The 18,380-nt window shown below is 66.1% G+C and carries 18 protein-coding genes; 15 read left to right on the forward strand and 3 right to left on the reverse strand.

The window, feature by feature from the left end; translation table 11 throughout:
- The first annotated feature begins 12 nt into the window (after positions 1-12).
- From R1Z03_RS13085 to pyk, 4 genes are all read left to right on the forward strand, one after another.
- Positions 13-489 carry a hypothetical protein gene (locus R1Z03_RS13085; protein ID WP_284431599.1) on the forward strand — a complete coding sequence of 159 codons (477 nt, stop codon included), beginning with the start codon at positions 13-15 and terminating at the stop codon, positions 487-489.
- A complete protein-coding gene (locus R1Z03_RS13090) occupies positions 486-977 on the forward strand; it encodes a hypothetical protein (protein WP_284424377.1) in 492 nt (163 codons plus the stop codon). The genes R1Z03_RS13085 and R1Z03_RS13090 overlap by 4 nt, the downstream gene beginning before the upstream one ends.
- Positions 967-2,733: a hypothetical protein gene (locus tag R1Z03_RS13095; RefSeq protein ID WP_317351505.1), complete on the forward strand. Its 1,767-nt coding sequence runs from the start codon at positions 967-969 to the stop codon at positions 2,731-2,733. Before R1Z03_RS13090 ends, R1Z03_RS13095 begins: the two co-directional genes overlap by 11 nt.
- Positions 2,734-2,938: 205 nt before the next feature.
- Positions 2,939-4,375, forward strand: a complete 1,437-nt coding sequence (gene pyk / locus R1Z03_RS13100; protein WP_284401746.1) for a pyruvate kinase — start codon at positions 2,939-2,941, stop codon at positions 4,373-4,375.
- Here the strand turns inward: pyk and R1Z03_RS13105 are convergent.
- Together R1Z03_RS13105 and R1Z03_RS13110 are read right to left on the reverse strand one after the other, a co-directional pair.
- Positions 4,308-4,895 (reverse strand): phosphatase PAP2 family protein, encoded by a 588-nt coding sequence (locus R1Z03_RS13105; RefSeq protein WP_317351508.1) that lies wholly within the window; start codon positions 4,893-4,895, stop codon positions 4,308-4,310. The genes pyk and R1Z03_RS13105 overlap by 68 nt on opposite strands.
- Positions 4,882-5,643 carry a phosphatase PAP2 family protein gene (locus R1Z03_RS13110; protein WP_317351511.1) on the reverse strand — a complete coding sequence of 254 codons (762 nt, stop codon included), beginning with the start codon at positions 5,641-5,643 and terminating at the stop codon, positions 4,882-4,884. The genes R1Z03_RS13105 and R1Z03_RS13110 overlap by 14 nt, the downstream gene beginning before the upstream one ends.
- A 118-nt stretch (positions 5,644-5,761) precedes the next feature.
- On the opposite strand from R1Z03_RS13110, the gene R1Z03_RS13115 reads away from it, so the two are divergent.
- The 9 genes from R1Z03_RS13115 (at position 5,762) to R1Z03_RS13155 (ending at position 15,638) form a co-directional block, all read left to right on the forward strand.
- The gene (locus tag R1Z03_RS13115; protein WP_284424374.1) at positions 5,762-6,463 is read left to right on the forward strand and encodes a response regulator transcription factor; all 702 of its coding nucleotides are present in this window, start codon (positions 5,762-5,764) and stop codon (positions 6,461-6,463) included.
- Positions 6,464-6,549: 86 nt separating this feature from the next.
- Positions 6,550-7,878 (forward strand): histidine kinase dimerization/phospho-acceptor domain-containing protein, encoded by a 1,329-nt coding sequence (locus R1Z03_RS13120; RefSeq protein ID WP_317360367.1) that lies wholly within the window; start codon positions 6,550-6,552, stop codon positions 7,876-7,878.
- Positions 7,879-7,971: 93 nt separating this feature from the next.
- Positions 7,972-9,036 carry a class II fructose-bisphosphate aldolase gene (gene fba, locus R1Z03_RS13125; protein WP_092742855.1) on the forward strand — a complete coding sequence of 355 codons (1,065 nt, stop codon included), beginning with the start codon at positions 7,972-7,974 and terminating at the stop codon, positions 9,034-9,036.
- Between the two features lie 169 nt (positions 9,037-9,205).
- The gene (locus R1Z03_RS13130; RefSeq protein WP_317351518.1) at positions 9,206-10,321 is read left to right on the forward strand and encodes a Re/Si-specific NAD(P)(+) transhydrogenase subunit alpha; all 1,116 of its coding nucleotides are present in this window, start codon (positions 9,206-9,208) and stop codon (positions 10,319-10,321) included.
- Between the two features lie 16 nt (positions 10,322-10,337).
- Positions 10,338-11,084 (forward strand): hypothetical protein, encoded by a 747-nt coding sequence (locus R1Z03_RS13135; protein WP_284424372.1) that lies wholly within the window; start codon positions 10,338-10,340, stop codon positions 11,082-11,084.
- A 70-nt stretch (positions 11,085-11,154) separates the two neighbouring features.
- The gene (locus tag R1Z03_RS13140) at positions 11,155-11,499 is read left to right on the forward strand and encodes an NAD(P) transhydrogenase subunit alpha (protein WP_284424371.1); all 345 of its coding nucleotides are present in this window, start codon (positions 11,155-11,157) and stop codon (positions 11,497-11,499) included.
- Positions 11,496-12,986: an NAD(P)(+) transhydrogenase (Re/Si-specific) subunit beta gene (locus R1Z03_RS13145; RefSeq protein WP_317351523.1), complete on the forward strand. Its 1,491-nt coding sequence runs from the start codon at positions 11,496-11,498 to the stop codon at positions 12,984-12,986. The genes R1Z03_RS13140 and R1Z03_RS13145 overlap by 4 nt, the downstream gene beginning before the upstream one ends.
- A 143-nt stretch (positions 12,987-13,129) precedes the next feature.
- Positions 13,130-14,809 (forward strand): long-chain-fatty-acid--CoA ligase, encoded by a 1,680-nt coding sequence (locus tag R1Z03_RS13150; protein WP_284424369.1) that lies wholly within the window; start codon positions 13,130-13,132, stop codon positions 14,807-14,809.
- A gap of 67 nt (positions 14,810-14,876) precedes the next feature.
- Positions 14,877-15,638 (forward strand): 5'-methylthioadenosine/adenosylhomocysteine nucleosidase, encoded by a 762-nt coding sequence (locus tag R1Z03_RS13155; RefSeq protein WP_284424368.1) that lies wholly within the window; start codon positions 14,877-14,879, stop codon positions 15,636-15,638.
- 117 nt (positions 15,639-15,755) lie between these two features.
- On the opposite strand, the gene R1Z03_RS13160 is transcribed toward R1Z03_RS13155, so the two are convergent.
- Positions 15,756-16,862, reverse strand: coding sequence for an aromatic ring-hydroxylating dioxygenase subunit alpha (locus tag R1Z03_RS13160; protein WP_317351528.1), 1,107 nt, complete (start codon positions 16,860-16,862; stop codon positions 15,756-15,758).
- Positions 16,863-17,242: 380 nt separating this feature from the next.
- Here R1Z03_RS13160 and R1Z03_RS13165 point away from each other — a divergent pair, with 380 nt between their 5' ends.
- On the forward strand, positions 17,243-17,671 hold the full coding sequence (locus R1Z03_RS13165; protein WP_317351531.1) for a hypothetical protein: 429 nt from the start codon (positions 17,243-17,245) through the stop codon (positions 17,669-17,671).
- 403 nt (positions 17,672-18,074) lie between these two features.
- Positions 18,075-18,332, forward strand: coding sequence for a hypothetical protein (locus tag R1Z03_RS13170; RefSeq protein ID WP_317351534.1), 258 nt, complete (start codon positions 18,075-18,077; stop codon positions 18,330-18,332).
- Positions 18,333-18,380 lie beyond the last annotated feature (48 nt).

Below are 18,380 nucleotides of genomic sequence, written 5' to 3' on the forward strand. Positions count from 1 at the left end.
GAAAGAACGACGATGAAAAACGCAAAACCGAAGCCACCCGTGCGTGGCCCCGCACTGTCATCCCGGCGCAAGGCCTGTGCCAGGGACGCAGCCCTGCAACTGGGGGCCGACGAGGCCACTGCCCGGATTTTTGGAGAAACGGGCGAAGCGAAAGTGGGGCCGTTCACGCTGCGCGTGGCACCCCTGAGCCATCGGGACAATGGCCCATGGGCCGCCATTGCCACGATGGCCCGGCCCGAGCATGTTCCGGCGGAAACCTGGACCGACGCGCTGCTGGTCGCCAACGGGCAGTCGATGCTCAGCTCCGACTGGGGCTATGGCATGGAAGACAACGGCGATGCCGTGCTGGTGCGCCGCCTGGAGACGCAGCAGGAAAACGAGCAGCTTCTTGCCGCGCAGCTTGGCGGTTTGCTGGCCATGTGCCAAGCCACCCGGGAGGGGGTGCTGGCACTGGGCGCAGCCTCGCCGCGCAAAGGAGGTGTGCAATGAGCGCCGTTCTCGCACCCCGCCCGCAGCCACCCGCCCCTGTGCAGGAGTTCGAAGCGTCATCCCGCGTTCTGGCGCTGGTCAGGGACACGGCCTTGTTCCTGGGCGCATCGCAGGAGCAGGCAAAGGATGCCTCGCGCACCGGAACCATCGCCCTGGAAAGCCGCACCATTGCCTTGGTGCCCGACGTGGACGAGGAGGCGCTGATCATGACAGCGCCCTTGCTCGCAGACTGCCTGGACGATCCGGCCCGGCGCGTGGCCGCGCTGCAGGCATCCACGCAGCTGATGCTCAGCCTTGGAGCCGTTTTTGCCCGCGGTTTCGCGGGGCCGCAACTGCTGTGCCGGTGTCCACTGGGCAACGCCTCGGCGGAGGTCGTCGCTCGGCACATTCTGCAACTGGCTGCGCTGGCCAATGCCGTGCAGGCGGGCGTTCCCTGCGCGGCACCCGAAGCCTCCGGCGGCCACAAGGAGCGTACCCATGCTCAATAAAACGAACGCGTCCGGTTCGACCACACCGATCCGCCCCACACTTTCCCCTGAACCTCAGATGCCCCAGGCCCGCTCCTCGGGCGCCAGCATTTCCGGACGCCTTCAGCACGCGTCGCTGACCGGCCGGCGAGGACTGTCCCAAGCGCATCCGCAGACGATGCCGCCGCGCCAGATGCTTCAAGACGGAGACTCCTTCTCCCTGCTGTCCAGTCCTACGCGCTCGGAATCCTTTCATACCCCTCTACCCGGAGGCAGCCATCGCTGGGATAGCAGCGAACCCAGGACTCCGAACGCCGGTGGTTTCGGTGAGGGAGCGGCGATAATCGGTTTTTCAACCGCCAACGTGTCGTTCCGGACCAGGGGCGAGATGCCGGCACTGGAGGAACTCGTTGATATTCCGCTGGACCGGTTCCTGAGCGCCAGCCGCCGGGGCGATATGCCAGAGCTGCAGGAACATGAGGAGCCGGCGGTGCATGAGCCGCAGAGCTGGAACGCGATGCTGCGGCAATTGGGCATCGGCGCTATGCAGAGCGGAGAAGCGGCTTTGCACCGGCTCGGGGACGTGGCCACGGCAGCCCGCACCGCAGTATCGGAATCCACCACGGCCCAGGCCATCGGCTCGATGCTGCCCAGCCAGCGTGTGATGGGTGCTGGAGCGGGCCATGCCATCCACCAGGCCGCAGGGGTCTACGCACCTACCTTTGTGCGCGAAATGATGGCGGAGTCCATGAAAATCGCGTTTCGCAACACACCGCCCTCCATGGTTCTGGGCATGCAGGTGGGTATGGGGCTGCTCAACATCGGCATGGCCATCATGCGTGAGCGGCGCGAGGCACGCGATCCGGACACGGCCGCGCGGGGTTTTCACGCGATGACCGTGGAGCAATGGGCCGCGTGCTCGGAGCAGGAAAAGACACAACTGCGCCAGAAGCAGCAGCGGATGTCGCGCATCGTGACGCTGGAGCAGATCGGCGCTTCCATGGTCTCGGCCGGGCTTTCACTGCATGGCTTGATCACCGGCAAAGTGGGAATGGCCGCAGACGTGCTTGCAGTGGACGTCAAGACACTGGCGTATTCGTTCACGCGCGACTTCATCCAGGCGTCCTTCAGCATGGTCGGCATGCGCGATGAAACCTCTGGCGGCGTGAGCGGCAGCCATCTGAACTCGGCCAGCCTCTTCTACGGTATGGCCAATGCGGTGGGCAACAACGCTTGGTCCGAGCTTCCGATACTGGGAGGGGATACTTCCGCCGCACGTACCGTGCTGCTGGATGCAGCCAGCTCCAGCAGTGCAAGAAGCGCTGCATGGGGCGACATCGCCGGGGCGTCCGCCATCAAGGCGGCCATCAACTGGGCGGTGGAGACTGCAGACTGGATATCCGTCACCCAGCAGGAGGCGCTGCAGTCTGGGACGGTGCAGCAATGGAACCCTCGCCTCACGGGAACGGACTATGGACGATTGCTGGACCAGACGCCTGCGCGCATCACCGCCATCACCGCAGGAAATGCCATTTTCAACTTGCTGGGAAATGTGAGCCGCGGCGGCACGCGGGGGCAGCAGGACTTTTTGAGCAACTCCCTCGCCGGCATCCTGGCGGGGTTGCAGTACGCGGCCATCGGGGGGAGCTGGCAGGCAGAAGGCGCGGTACGTGCGGTCCGTCGGGAGGCCGAAGCCGAGGCCCTTGCCGCTGGCGGCGCGCCCCAGCAGGTACTGCGCCGGCGCCGCCCCCACCCAGAAGGCGACGCACAAGCCTGAGGCTTCGATGCCCGGGTGGGCGGTCCGCTCGGGCATCGTGGGCGGACCCCCAGGTCCGTGCCGCAGCGGGGTGCCCGCTGCAGTCCCTGCCAGCGCAGACCTGCTTTGGCCATGGCGCGCAGTCGGGGTCTGCCTGAAGGTGATGTAACCTCTTTTCATGCAAAATTGAAACCCGATTACATCCATGCAGAGAGACCGAACCGCCATGCAGATCCGCCGCGCCACCAAGATCGTTGCCACCCTCGGGCCCGCTTCCAGCGACCCGCAACTGCTGGAGCAGATGATCCGTGCCGGGGTCAATGTGGTGCGGCTGAACTTCAGCCACGGCAAGGCGCAGGACCACATCGATCGCGCCATCGCCGTGCGCGAGGCCGCACAGCGCGCGGGCCGCGAGGTGGCCATCATGGCCGACCTGCAGGGCCCCAAGATCCGCGTGGGCAAGTTCGCCGAAGGCCGCGTGCAGCTGCAGCAGGGCCAGTCCTTCATCCTCGACGCGTCGCGCACCATTCCGGGCGACGACAACGGCGTGGGCCTCGATTACAAGGAACTGCCGCGCGATGTGAAGGCCGGCGACGTGCTGCTGCTCAACGACGGCCTGATCGTGCTGGTGGTGAACGCCGTGCGCGGTGAGGAAGTGCACACCACCGTCAAGATCGGTGGCGAGCTGTCCAACAACAAGGGCATCAACAAGCAGGGAGGCGGCCTCACCGCACCGGCCCTCACCGCCAAGGACATGGAGGACATCCGCACCGCGATGAGCTTCCAGGCCGACTACGTGGCCGTGAGCTTTCCCAAGAACGCCACCGACATGGAAATGGCGCGCCAGCTGTGCAATGTGGCTGCAGCCGAGTACCGGCACAAGCCGGGCCTGATCGCCAAGATCGAGCGGGCCGAGGCCGTGCCGCGCCTGGAGGAGATCCTGCGCGTGTCCGACGGCATCATGGTGGCGCGGGGCGACCTGGCCGTGGAGGTGGGCAACGCGGCCGTTCCGGCGCTGCAAAAGAAGATGATCCGCATGGCGCGCGACATGGACAAGGTCGTCATCACCGCCACGCAGATGATGGAAAGCATGATCACCAATCCCGTGCCCACGCGCGCCGAGGTGAGCGACGTGGCCAACGCCGTGCTGGACGGCACCGACGCCGTGATGCTGAGCGCCGAGACCGCTGCGGGCAAATACCCGCTGGAGACGGTCGAGGAGATGGCCAAGATCTGCGCCGCCGCCGAGGCGGCGGAAGACCCCGAGCGCGATTCCGACTTCACCGGCCAGACCCTGGGCCGCATCGACCAGTCCATCGCCATGGGCGCGCTCTTCACGGCCCACCACCTGGGGGCCAAGGCCATCGTGGCCATGACGGAGAGCGGCTCCACCGCGCTGTGGATGAGCCGCCACCGCATCCACATTCCCATCTACGCGCTCACCCCCAAGGTGGCCACGCAGCGCAAGATGGCCATGTACCGCAACGTGCGCCCGCTGCTCATGGACACCAGCGCCGACCGCGACACCGCGTTGGAACAGGCCGAAGGCCACCTCAAGAGCCGCAACATCGTGCAGCAGGGCGACCTGTACGCGATCACGTGCGGCGAGCCGATGGGCGCGCCGGGCGGAACCAATATGCTGAAGATCTGCCGCGCCAGCTGAGCGCGTGCCGCAGCAGGGCCCTGGCGAACAGGGCGCTCGCGCAGCCGGTCAGTGCGCCCGCCAGCACGTCCACGGGAAAGTGCACACCCAGGCAGACACGGCTCCACGCCACGGCCGCCGCCAGTCCGAAAGCCAGCCATTGCCAGGGCGCGTGGCGCCGGTGCAGCCCCAGGGCCAACCCCTGGGCCAGCGCGAACGCGCCGGTGGCATGCATGCTGGGAAAGCCCGCGCGGACGCCGTGCTCGATCCACTGCACGCCGAGGCCTAGCTGCCCCGGGCGGGGCATGGGAAACCATGCGCGGATGCCGTGCGCTGCGCACCAGGCGACTACTACGGCCACCAGGCTCAGCATGAGGGCCTGGCGCAGCCGGGGGCTGCCAAAGGCCAGGCCCGCGGCCACCAGCAGCCCTGCGAGGATGGGCAAACCCTGCGACAGCCAGCGCGCGGCGGTCACGATGCCGGCCGGGGTCGCTGCCGTGGCGTTCACGCCCGTGAACAGCGCCAGTTCAATGGACAGCATGGGCGTCGGCTTCGGCGGTCAGGTGGCTGTCCAGTTCCGGGAAATGCCGACGCATCCACTGTCCCCCGAGGTCGCACAGCCAGCCCGTCATCCAGCAGAACCAGCCGGTCCACAGTGTGTGGCTGGTGAAGTGGGCGCCGCGTGCCTGCTGCGCCAGTCCGAGGATGACACCGGCGGCCAGGGCGCCGGCCAGCCACCAGCGCGCGGCGGGTGGCGCCTTGCGGCGCAGGGCGAAATAGCCACCGAGGAACGCGAAGCCGGCCGAGGCATGCCCTGCGGGAAAGCAGTGGCCGCCGCCGCCGTCCATCACACCCAGGGCCCAATGCGAGGCGTAGCGCGCCACGCCACCGAACTCCGCCAGGTCCCAGGGGCAACTGGTGGTGCTGCTCTGCTTGAGCAGGGCAATCACCCCCAGCGACAGCAGGGCGCTGATCGCCATCTGCACCCGCTCGCCATGGTCCAGCCGGCGCAGCACGCCCACCGGCCACCACACGCCGACAGCGAGCACCAGCACCAGCACCCAGCCCAGCCGCCGCGCGCCTTCATGGAGCACGTGCACGAAAAGCCAGTGGTCGCGCAGGGGAAAGCCCTGTGCCGAGCCGAACACCCGGGCCAGATCGAGGTCCAGGCCCGAACTGTCCCAGGCGATGAGTACCGCCAGGACGCCCAGCGCCCAGGCCAGCGGTGGAAGCGAAGGGGAGAGTCGCGACGCGGCAGGCGCAGCGACAGGGGGGTATGAAGTCGGCATAGGGGCGGACGATAGGCAGCCGCTCTTAACGCCGTCTTAACGGTGGTCCCCACCATGTTTGTCAGTCCGCCGGACGGGCGGGCTCTGGCGAATCCGCATCGCGGTGACAATCGCCCCCATGCGAATCCTCGTGGTCGAAGACGATGCAGGCATTGCCGACGGCCTGCGTACCAACCTGCACCAGCGCGGCTATGCGGTGGACGTGTGTTCCAGCGTGGCGGCCGCCTGGAGCGCCCTGCGCATGGAGCGGTTCGATGCCGTGCTGCTGGACCTGGGCCTGCCCGATGGCGATGGTGCCCAGCTGCTGCGCCGGTTGCGCCACAGCCCGCCCGGTGCCCCGGGCGCGCCCGCGCTGCCCGATCCGGCCCTGCCGGTGCTGATCCTCACCGCCCGGGACCAGGTCCACCAGCGCATCGCGGGCCTGGATGAAGGGGCCGACGACTACCTGGCCAAGCCGTTCGACGTGGACGAGCTGGAAGCGCGCCTGCGCGCCCTGCTGCGCCGGGCTGCGGGCCGGGCATCGCCCACCATCCGCCATGGCGATCTGGAGGTGGACCCCGCCGCGCGCACGGTACGCCGCGCCGGACAGCAGGTGGACATGTCCCCACGCGAGTTTTCGGTGCTGCTGGTGCTGCTGGAGTCGCGCGGCCGGGTGCTGTCGCGCCAGCAGATCGAGGAAAGCCTCTACAGCTGGCAGAGCGCGGTGGAGAGCAATGCGGTGGAAGTGCACATCCACCATCTGCGCCGCAAGCTCGGCAGCGGGCGCATTCAGACCATGCGCGGCGTGGGCTACTTCATGCCGCTGGAGGACACGCCATGAGCCGCGTCCTTCCGACTGACCCACCGATCCCCGAGCCCGCCGACATCGCCGCGGCGCCCGTGCCACCTGTGCGCAGGGGCTCGCTCATGCGGCGCCTGCTGCTGTGGACGCTGGGCGCGCTGGTGGTCGTGTGGGGCACCTTCGTCGGGCTGGGCTACCAGACCGGGGTGCACGAGGCCGACGAACTGACCGACGGGCACCTGGCCAGCGTCGCCGCGCTGCTGCTCAATTTGCGCGCGTCCGACGGGGTCGAGCCGTCCCTGGCCACGCGACGCGCCCCCACGCCCTGGCTCAAGGCGCATGACTACCAGCAATCGCTGAGCGTGGTGTTGTGGGGAGCGAACGGCCAGTTGCTGTCGCGCACGGGCAGCGCGCCGCTGCCGGCGTTCGACCTGCCGGACGGCTTCGCCGACCTGGAGCTGGGCGAGCCGCCGGTGTCCTGGCGCGGGTTCTCGCAGTGGGATGCGGCCCACGAACGCAAGATCATGGTGCTGCTCAACCTGGACGAGCGCGACGACCTGGCCGACGACATCGCCGGCCAGATCATCGAGCCCGGGCTGTGGCTGCTGCCGGTGGTGGCGCTGGCGCTGGGCCTGGCGGTGCGGCGCGGGCTGCGGCCGCTGTACTCGCTGTCGGACGCCGTGGCCCGGCTGGACGTGGTGCGTGCCGAGCGGCTGGACGCCGGCAACGCCCCGCGCGAACTCGACCCGATGGTCGTGTCCATCAATACCCTGCTGGACCGCCAGCAGGCGGCGCTGGCGCGCGAGCGGCGGCTGGCCAACGAGGTGGCGCACGAGCTGCGCACGCCGCTGTCGTCCATCGTGCTGCAGGCGCGGGCGCTGGACGGGGGGCTGTCGGCGCAGGAGCAGGCCCAGGCGCTGGCCCGGATCGGGCAGGATGCGCTGCGCGCCGGGCACGTGCTCAACCAGCTGCTCGCCCTGGCACGCGCCAGCCGCACCCAGCTGCACGAGGCGGCCGCGTCCGTCGATCTGGCTGAACTGGCGCGCGGCGTGAGCGCCGACTACGCCCAGGCGGCCTGGGCGCGCGAGGACAGCATCGCCGTCGCGGCGCCCGGCGCCTTGGTCTGGCACGGCAACGCGGTGCTGCTGGAGATCGCCCTGCGCAACCTGCTGGAGAACGCCCTCAAGCACACGCCGCACGGCACCCGCATCGAGGTGCAGCTGGGGCAGGCCGAGCACGGCGGCCCCTGGCTGCAGGTGGTGGACGACGGCGCCCGGCACCATGCCCAGGGCGCTGCGCCCGCACCGGTGGACAGCCTGCACCTGGGGCACGAGATTGTCGCGCGCGTGGCGGAGGCGCACGGCGCGCGCTTCGGCCCGGGCGCCGTGCCGCCGCCATTCACCACCTGCTACCGTCTGGAATTCATGGATTCCCCGGCGGGGCCGACCGGATAAAATCGCCGGTTACGAAGCGGTTACCACCGCGGCCGACGGCCCTTCAGGGCCTGCGTGCCTTCCCCACTGCCCACCATTGAACGGACCCATCCCATGCCTCTCGTCTCGATGCGCGAACTGCTCGACCATGCCGCCGAAAACCGCTACGGCATTCCCGCCTTCAACGTGAACAACCTGGAACAGGTCCAGGCCGTCATGGCCGCCGCCGACGAGACGGGTGCCCCGGTCATCCTGCAGGCCAGCGCCGGCGCCCGCAAGTACGCCGGCGAAGCCTTCATCAAGCACCTGATCCAGGCCGCCGTCGAGGCCTACCCCCACATTCCCCTGGTCATGCACCAGGACCACGGCCAGAACCCCGCCGTGTGCCAGGGCGCGATCGACCTGGGCTTTTCGTCCGTGATGATGGACGGCTCGCTCGAGGCCGACGGCAAGACCATCGCCAGCTACGAATACAACGTGGACGTGACGCGCAAGGTCGTGGACATGGCGCACAAGGTCGGCGTCACGGTCGAGGGCGAACTGGGCTGCCTGGGCTCGCTGGAGACCATGAAGGGCGACAAGGAAGACGGCCACGGCACCGACGCCACCATGACGCGCGAGCAACTGCTGACCGACCCCGAGCAGGCCGCGGACTTCGTCAAGCGCACGCAGCTCGACGCGCTGGCCATCGCCATCGGCACCAGCCACGGCGCCTACAAGTTCACGCGCAAGCCCACGGGCGACATCCTGGCCATCGACCGCATCCAGGAAATCCACCGCCGCATCCCCAACACCCACCTGGTGATGCATGGCAGCTCCAGTGTGCCGCAGGAGCTGCTGGAGATCATTCGCCAGTACGGCGGCAACATGAAGGAAACCTACGGCGTGCCCGTCGAGGAAATCCAGAAGGCCATCCAGATCGGTGTGCGCAAGATCAACATCGACACCGACATCCGCCTGGCCATGACGGGCGCCGTGCGCAAGTTCCTGGCCGAGAACCCCGAAAAGTTCGACGCCCGCGAATGGCTCAAGCCCGCGCGCGAGGCCGCCAAGGCCATCTGCAAGCAGCGCTACATCGAGTTCGGCTGCGAAGGCCAGGCACCCAAGATCAAGGGCCACAGCCTGCAGGTCGTGGCCGGCCAGTACGCCGCGGGCGCGCTGGCCCAGGTGGTGAACTGACCCCCTGCGCCGCACGGGGGCGCTGGCGCCCCCGCACGCCAAGGCCCGGCGCATTCGCGTGCGCCGGGCCTTCGTCATGGGGGCGGGCCGATGCCGCGGAGCGCATCGGGTAAGCTCGGGCCCAGTGAGCGGAGATCGCCGAGCACACGCCAGCCGGGAGACAGACAACATGCAGATAGGTGTACCAGCCGAGTCCATGGTTGGAGAAACCCGGGTCGCCGCGACCCCGGAGACGGTCAAGAAGCTCAAGGCCCAGGGCCATGCGGTGCGCATCCAGGCGGGTGCCGGCGTGGCCGCCAGCGTGCCGGATGCCGCCTATGCCGCGGCCGGCGCCGAGATCGTGGACGCCGCCAGCGCCTGGGGCGCCGACCTCGTGCTCAAGGTCCGCTGCCCCACCGAATCCGAAACGCCCCTGCTACGCCCCGGCGCCACGCTGGTCGGCATGCTCAACCCCTTCGATGCGGCCGGCCTGCAGCGGCTGGCGCAGGCGGGCGTCACCGCCTATGCGCTGGAGGCCGCGCCCCGCACCACGCGCGCCCAGAGCATGGACGTGCTGTCTTCCCAGGCCAACATCGCCGGCTACAAGGCCGTGATGGTCGCGGCCGACCGCTACCAGCGCTTCTTTCCCATGCTCATGACCGCCGCCGGCACGGTGAAGGCCGCGCGCGTGGTGGTGCTGGGCGTGGGCGTGGCCGGCCTGCAGGCCATCGCCACGGCCAAGCGGCTGGGCGCGGTGATCGAGGCCTCCGACGTGCGGCCCTCGGTCAAGGACCAGGTCGAATCGCTGGGCGCGAAGTTCATCGACGTGCCCTTCGAAACCGACGAAGAGAAAGAGGCCGCCCAGGGCTCCGGCGGCTATGCGCGCGCCATGCCGGCCAGCTGGCTGGAACGCCAGAAGGTGGAGGTGGCCAAGCGCGTGGCCCAGGCCGACGTGGTCATCACCACCGCCCTCATTCCCGGCCGGCCCGCGCCGGTGCTGGTGACCGAGGCGATGGTGCAGTCCATGAAGCCGGGCTCGGTGATCGTCGACATCGCCGCTCCCCAGGGCGGCAACTGCCCGCTGACCGAAGCCGGCCAGACCGTGGTGCGCCATGGCGTGACGCTGGTCGGCGAAACCAACCTGCCCGCGCTGGTGGCGGCCGATGCCTCGGCACTCTACGCGCGCAACGTGCTCGATTTCCTCAAGCTCATCATCCACCCCGAAGGGGCCCTGCACGTGGACCGGCAAGACGACATCGTCGCCGCCTGCCTCGTGGCCCATGAAGGCGCGGTCACCCGCGCATGACAAGACAAGCATTCCTGTGAAGACCCGGCTTTCATCCCTGCTCCCCCTGTCCCCCCGCCTTGGCGGCCCGCTGCTGGCCATCGCCTCGCTGCTCACCCTGGCCGCCTGCGCGCCCGTGCAGCCCGCGCTGCCGCACGTGGGCCGTGCGCAGCTGGAACTGCCGCCGGGCGACTGGGAGGTGCTGGGCCGCCGCGACGAGGTGATCGACGTGCTGCCCGACGACACCTCCGCCGACCTGCCCACGCAGATGACCGCCATGGGCCTGCGCGGTCCGGGCAAGGACCGGCCGCTGCTGGCCGTGCTGCTGGTGCAGACCAACAGCACCAACTACCCGCGCGACACCACGCTGTGGACGGCCCCGTGCCCCCAGCAGCAGGGCGTGTTCGTCGAGGACAAGGCCCAGGGCAGCCCCGCGCGCATCGACTGTCTGCGCTACAAGCGCCGTGCCGATACCGAGGACTACCTGGCCAAGAACCGCCCCGCCGTGGCGCAGTGGCTGTCCATGAACCAGGCGGCGCCCGCCAAGCCGTACTCGCACGTGTTCTTCCGCTATGCCACCAACGGCGGCGCCATCGTCACCATCGATGCACTGGTCGATCAGCGCCTGCTGCGCCCGCCCACGCGCGACAACGAGGCCTTCCTGCGCGCCGGCCGCCCCGCTCTGGAGTGGGGCGACAAGATGGCGCAGGCCGCGCGGTTGAGCACCGCGATGATGGACGGCCGGCTGATCGTGCCGCCGTTCCCGGTCGCCCCGCCGCAGTAGCCATTCCGTCGTTCAGCCAGTCGTCCGTTCCTTCGCCCCGTTCGCCCCTTCACCTTCAAGGAGTGCTGCCATGGATGCCGTTTCCCCCACGCTGATCAACCTGATCATCTTCGTGCTGGCCATCTATGTCGGCTACCACGTGGTGTGGACCGTGACCCCGGCGCTGCACACGCCGCTGATGGCGGTGACGAATGCGATCTCGGCCATCGTGATCGTCGGCGCCATGCTGGCCGCGGCCCTCACCGAGACCACCCTGGGCAAGACCATGGGCGTGCTCGCGGTGGCGCTGGCCGCGGTGAACGTGTTCGGGGGCTTCCTCGTCACGCGGCGCATGCTGGAGATGTTCCGCAAGAAGGAGCGCAAGCCCGCGGCCTCCGCTGCCGCCGGCGCCGCTTCCGACAAGGCCGCGCCATGAGCATGAACCTCGTCACGCTGCTGTACCTGGTGGCCAGCGTCTGCTTCATCCAGGCGCTCAAGGGGCTCTCGCATCCCACCACCTCGATCCGGGGCAACCTGTTCGGCATGGCCGGCATGGCGATCGCCGTGCTCACCACCGCCGCGCTGATCTGGAGCGTCACGCGCGGCGCGCCCATGGGCCTGGCCTGGGTGCTGCTCGGGTTGCTCGTCGGGGGCGCTGCCGGCACGGTGATGGCCCAGCGGGTGGAGATGACCAAGATGCCCGAACTGGTCGCCTTCATGCACAGCATGATCGGCCTGGCGGCCGTGTTCATCGCCGTCGCCGCGGTGGCCGAGCCCTGGGCCTTCGGCATCGTGCCACCCCCTGTTCCGGCCCTGGCCAGCGCCGCCACTCCCGAGGGCACCGTGCTGGTGGAAGGCTTCGCGCGGCTACCGATCCCGTTCGGCAACCGGCTGGAGCTGTTCCTGGGCGCGGCCATCGGCGCCATCACCTTCAGCGGCTCGGTGATCGCCTTCGGCAAGCTGTCGGGCAGATACAAGTTCCGCTGGTTCCAGGGCGCGCCGGTGCAGTTCAAGGGCCAGCACCTGCTCAACCTCGTGCTGGGCCTGGCGACCATCGGGCTCGGGCTGGTCTACATGGCCACCGAGAACTGGACCGCCTTCTTCGCCATGCTGGCGCTGGCGTTCGTGATGGGCGTGCTCATCATCATTCCCATCGGCGGCGCGGACATGCCGGTGGTGGTCTCGATGCTCAACAGCTACTCGGGCTGGGCGGCGGCGGGCATCGGCTTCAGCCTGAACAACAGCATGCTCATCATCGCCGGATCGCTGGTGGGCAGCTCGGGCGCCATCCTGTCCTACATCATGTGCAAGGCGATGAACCGCTCGTTCTTCAACGTGATCCTGGGCGGGTTCGGCGGCGATGCGGCGGCGGCTTCGGCCGGCGGCGCGCAGGCGCAGCGCAGCGTCAAGAGCGGCAGCGCCGACGACGCCGCCTTCGTGCTGGGCAACGCCGAGACCGTGGTGATCGTGCCCGGCTACGGCCTGGCCGTGGCGCGCGCCCAGCATGCGGTCAAGGAGCTGGCCGCCAAGCTGGCCGAGAAGGGCATCACCGTCAAATACGCCATCCACCCGGTGGCCGGGCGCATGCCGGGCCACATGAACGTGCTGCTCGCCGAGGCCGAGGTGCCCTACGACCAGGTGTTCGAGATGGAAGACATCAACGGCGAATTCGGACAGGTGGACGTGGCCATCATCCTCGGCGCCAACGACGTGGTGAACCCCGCCGCGCACACCAAGGGCAGCCCCATCTACGGCATGCCCATCCTGGAGGCCTACAAGGCCAAGACCGTGATCGTGAACAAGCGCTCCATGGCGGCGGGCTATGCCGGCCTGGACAACGAACTGTTCTACATGGACAAGACCATGATGGTCTTCGGCGACGCCAAGAAGGTCGTGGAGGACATCGGCAAGGCCATCGAATAGGCCCGCGCGCCCTCCGGCGCCGCCCGCTGGCGGCCGCTGCGGCAGGGGCAGCACGGTTTAGGGAAACTACAGGCCCCTGGCGCCTTCGCCCGCGACGACAATGCGGGCTCCTTTTTGTAACAGCAGGTTTGGAGACACACAGCATGAATGACCGCCCGTGGCTTGCCGCCTACCCACCCGGGGTGCCGGCCGACATCGACCCGGCGCAGTACCCCTCGCTCATCGCCCTGATGGAAGAGGGCTTCGGCAAATACGCCGACCGCGTGGCCTACAGCTACATGGGCAAGGATGTGAGCTTCGGCGAGACGGACGTGCAAAGCCGCCACATTGCGGCCTATCTCCAGGGCCTGGGGCTGGCCAAGGGCGACCGCGTCGCGGTGATGATGCCCAACGTGCCGCAGTACCCCGTGGCCGTGGCCGCCATCCTGCGCGCGGGCTTCGTGGTGGTGAACGTGAACCCGCTGTACACCCCGCGCGAGCTGGAGCACCAGCTCAAGGACTCGGGCGCCAAGGCCATCGTCATCATCGAGAACTTCGCCGCCACGCTGCAGGCGTGCATCGGTGCCACGCAGGTCAAGCACGTCGTGCTGTGCGCCATGGGCGACCGACTGGGCTTCCCCAAGGGTTTGATCGTCAACTATGTGGTGCGCAGCGTGAAGAAGCTCGTGCCGCCGTTCAACCTGCCCGGCGCGGTGCGCTTCAACGACGCGCTGTCGCAGGGCGCGCGCGGCACGCTCAAGGTTCCCGACCTGCGCCCCGACGACGTGGCCCTGCTGCAGTACACGGGCGGCACCACGGGCGTGAGCAAGGGCGCCGTGCTCCTGCACCGCAACATCATCGCCAACGTGCTGCAGGCCGAAGCCTGGAACCTGCCCGTGATGCAGACCGTGCCGGCCAACGAGCAGCCCACCACCGTGTGCGCGCTGCCGCTCTATCACATCTTCGCCTTCACGGTGAACATGATGATGAGCATGCGCACGGGCGCCAAGAACATCCTGCTGCCCAACCCCCGCGACCTGGCGGCGGTGCTCAAGGAGCTTTCGCGGCACACCTTCCACAGCTTCCCGGCCGTGAACACACTGTTCAACGGCCTGGCCCACCACCCCGACTTCAACACCGTGAACTGGAAGAACCTCAAGGTGTCGGTGGGCGGCGGCATGGCCGTGCAGGGCGCGGTGGCCAAGCTCTGGCTGGAAAAGACCGGTTGCCCCATCTGCGAAGGCTACGGCCTGTCGGAGACCAGCCCCACGGTCGCCTGCAATCCGGCCACGGAAAAGGCGTTCACCGGCACCATCGGCGTGCCGATCTCCAGCACCTACATGAAGCTCATCGACGACGATGGCCGCGACGTGACCGAGCCGGGCGCGCGCGGCGAGATCGCCATCAAGGGCCCGCAGGTCATGGCCGGCTACTGGCAGCGGCCCGACGAGACCGCCAAGGTCATGACGGACGACGGCTACTTCAAGTCCGGCGACATCGGCGTGATCGATGAGCGCGGCTACTTCAAGATCGTGGACCGCAAGAAGGACATGGTGCTGGTGAGCGGCTTCAACGTCTACCCCAACGAGGTCGAGGACGTGGTGGCCACGCTGCCCGGCGTGCTCGAATGCGCGGTGGTGGGCGTGCCCGACGAAAAGACGGGCGAAGCCGTCAAGCTGGTCATCGTCAAGCGCGGCACCGACCTCACCGAGGCGCAGGTGCGCGAGTTCTGCAAGGCCAACCTCACCGGCTACAAGCAGCCCCGCGTGATCGAGTTCCGCGAATCGCTGCCCAAGACCCCGGTGGGCAAGATCCTGCGCCGCGAGCTGCGCGACAAGCGCTAGTGCGGCCCGTCCCGTCCTGGCTCCGGGCCACCCCGGCGCGGGCGCAACCGCTGGGGGCGTTGCGGCCGTGACGACCGCCATCCTCAGCGCCCTGGCCGAAGAGCAGCAGGGCCTCATCGACGCGCTCTCCCGGGGGCGCCGCACCCTGCATGCCGGCCGCACGTTCTGGAGCGGCAGCCTGCACGGGTGCGAGGTCGTGCTGGCGCTCTCGGGCATCGGCAAGGTCGCGGCAGCCACCACCGCCACCGCGCTGATCGAGCGCTTCGGCGCGGCACGCGTGGTGTTCACCGGTGTGGCCGGCGGCCTGGGCGCGGACGTGCAGGTGGGCGACGTCGTCGTGGCGCACGACTTTCTGCAGCACGACATGGACGCCTCGCCCCTGTTCCCCCGCTGGGAGCTGCCCGGCTACGGCCGCACCCGGCTGCCGTGCGATGACGCGCTGGCTGGCCGGCTGGCCGATGCCGCCGGCGAATGCCTGGCCGGCGGCGCGGCCGCGCTGCTGGACGGCGCCGGACTGCCCCCGCCCCTGCGCGCGCCGCGCGTGCACCGGGGCCTGATCGCCAGCGGCGACCGCTTCGTGTCGACCGTGCAGGAATCGCAGGCGCTGCGCGACGCGTTCACCGCCGCCGGCCATGCGGTGCTGGCGGTGGAGATGGAGGGCGCCGCCGTGGCCCAGGTCTGCAGCGACTACGGCGTGCCCTTCGCCGCCGTGCGCACGGTCTCCGACCGCGCGGACGACGCCGCACACGTGGACTTCCCCCGCTTCGTGCAGGCCGTGGCCAGCCAGTATGCCGATGGCATCATCGGGCGGTTTCTCAGGATGCTATAAAAATAATAGCTGTATGCCCTAGTGATAATTGCGCTGGAGGCTGTTTGCCTATTGGGTGGTTTTCGGAAAGGAAAGCGTTTGTCTCGGCCGGTGCTGTGGACCTGCCGCCTTGGGGTTTTATCGATCCATCCATTGGCAATAGATTTCCTGGAAGCGTCGAACGAGGCGCTCGCCGGGTTGCAGAACGCCCTTCATGCGTGAGGGTCTGGACGACAGCCCGCGTTGCACTGCCTCACAGATGGCTTGATCTTCCGCAAAGAGCTTTTCCGCGTAGGCGGTGTGCCAAGGACCCACGATTTCCAGCATCGCCATTTCAGCCCGAGTGAGATCAGGAACCTCAAAGCTGAAGAGGCGAGCGAACATCCTGCAACTGCCAGTGCCTGTCGGCTGGTAATCCATGATTGCAAGCTGCTGGTTGTCGGTGTATCCAATGGTCGTGGCAGGAAAGATCACGTGATGCCGATAGCCATCCGGGTACGGAACCGGCACCCGTTTGAAGATTTCATTCACCCTAGCATCACGCGGGCGCTCGTAGCGCTTGGGATTGAGCCGGGTGGTGTAGGAGATGGTGTTGTCAGCGTCGGGGTCGCTGTCCACCTGAAGGGGTTTTTGCACGTCGGCCGCAAAAGTATCTGCGTGCACGGAGAAGGCGTGCTCGAATTCCACAGTGTTTTGCAGCACGACTTTCCAGTTGGCTGCGATGTCTTGCACCCTCTTCGGTTTCTCTGCTCCTATCGCCCGAGACATCTGGTCCAGGGCGGGCAGCGTGGCGCCCAGAAATTCGTCCAGGCGCTGTCGAGGCTCTGCGCTCACGAAAATGAACTCGCCAAGGGTTTCCACCTGCCAAGTCTCCAGCCGCAGGTCTGCCGTCTGATAGCACGCCAACGCCTCGTTGTGTCGATGGGGCACGCCAATCGCCATTCCGTCGCCGTTGTAAGTCCAAAGATGGTAGGGACAGCGGATTGGGCCATGACCGCTGGGCTTCTCGAAGAATGCGGAGAAGCGATGGGGGCATACATTGGCGTAGGCCACGATGCGGCCTTCATGGCGATGAATCACCAAATCAGTCGCTCCAATGAGCCGCTTGACATAGTCCAGTTCGTTCGGAATATCGCGGGTCAATGCGGCCAAATGCCATGCCTGCCGAAAAATATACTTTTCCTCCAAAGCAAGCACGTCTGGGTTTGTGTAGTCAGCTGGATCGATAAGATGGTTCTCGGGCATGATCAATCCTACTTGAACACCGCAGCGAAAAAAAGCATTGCATTTGACCTAAGATAAAAGTTCTTCAGGAAAATTGATCCCGGTCATTTTTGCCTGATAAAAAATAGTTGGTGAAGATATCGCGGCACTATTTTTATGCTAAGTTCGTGGTGTGAAGAGAATTGAATTATTTGCGAAAAATTATGCAAATAAAAAGCAAAAAATTCTCTGAAAGTAAATCAACTGAAGCATACGAGGGAAATTGTGTGCTTCAGCTGATCACTAGTAATAATTAACTTAAAATATCCCAGGTGAGGGCAATCACTCCTGCGTTCGCAGAGGTTGCAACCCACAGCCCAAGACCTTTGGGGATGTATAACGGTTTGGGAATGAATATTTGAGTGTTTGATCCTGTTGTGGTATTTCCGTTTCCACTGAATATTATTGACTTGGATGTATCTGAAATTCCCGATGGAGCACTGGTTGCCGCGACTAGATTGACGGTGCCATTTTGCGGATTGCAAAAGCAAGTTCGGATCACAATTCCATTGGTATTCGCAGAAGGAGCTACCAATTGCGCCACGCCTTTAGGGGCAATGGTTGCAAAATTCTTTCCTATGGGGACAGCATTCATAGTTGCCTTCGTGAAATGGTGTTTTCTATTCAATAAAAATCACGATAATAAATCCCAAGTAAGTGCGATGGCTCCTGGTCCTGAGTTTGCCACCCAAAGCCCCATTCCGGCAGGGATATACAGTGGGTACGGCATTACCACTTCGCTATTTGAGCCGGCCGCCGAGTTTCCGTTGCCGGAAAAAATGATTGGCTGACTAACATCCCCTATTCCAGTAGGCGCCACTGTACCAGCAACCAGATTTACAGTTCCGGTGACAGGGTTAATGTAGCCTGTCCGAATTATTGCGCCACTTGTATTGGAGGCTACAGAAAAAACCAAAACAACTCCAGGGGAGCTGGAATTTAAAAACCGCTTTCCAATTGGCTCTGCATCCATTTATGACTCCTAAAGAATTTGACGCCGAAATGGCGGCAAGCAGTCAATGCTGTGTTGTTTTTGTTCGTCTGTCAAATATTTAATTTATATTCAGTATCCTGCAATCATTGGAGGAGATTTTTAAGGCGATCCTAGGAAGGACTGGCCTCACCGACAGATAACGCATCTTGGTTAGTGAGGATCGATATGGCCTTGAGCCAACCACCGTCTGCTTGTGCCCATTGAACAACAAGACCAATACAGACTTTTTTCTCAATCCGAAACAATTGGTACTTTACGCAGCGCTGGTTGCAAGCGGTGGAAGCTGCGTTCACGCACTGCTGGAACACCATGAAGGCTTTTCTGGACTAAGAGTTAACCTAAATCTCGATGCAATCAGTCTATTAGGTCACTTAGCATCGTCCTTCATGAAACGCAATATAGGGCTGCTTGATGCTATGAAAATAATAGCTGTATGCCCTAGTGTTTATTGTGCTTAAGGCCAATTCGACGCAGCACAACAAACGCCTATCAGCGTCGCGCGTCTT

It is taken from the genome of Acidovorax sp. BLS4, from assembly GCF_032929295.1.
GTDB lineage: Bacteria > Pseudomonadota > Gammaproteobacteria > Burkholderiales > Burkholderiaceae_C > Paracidovorax.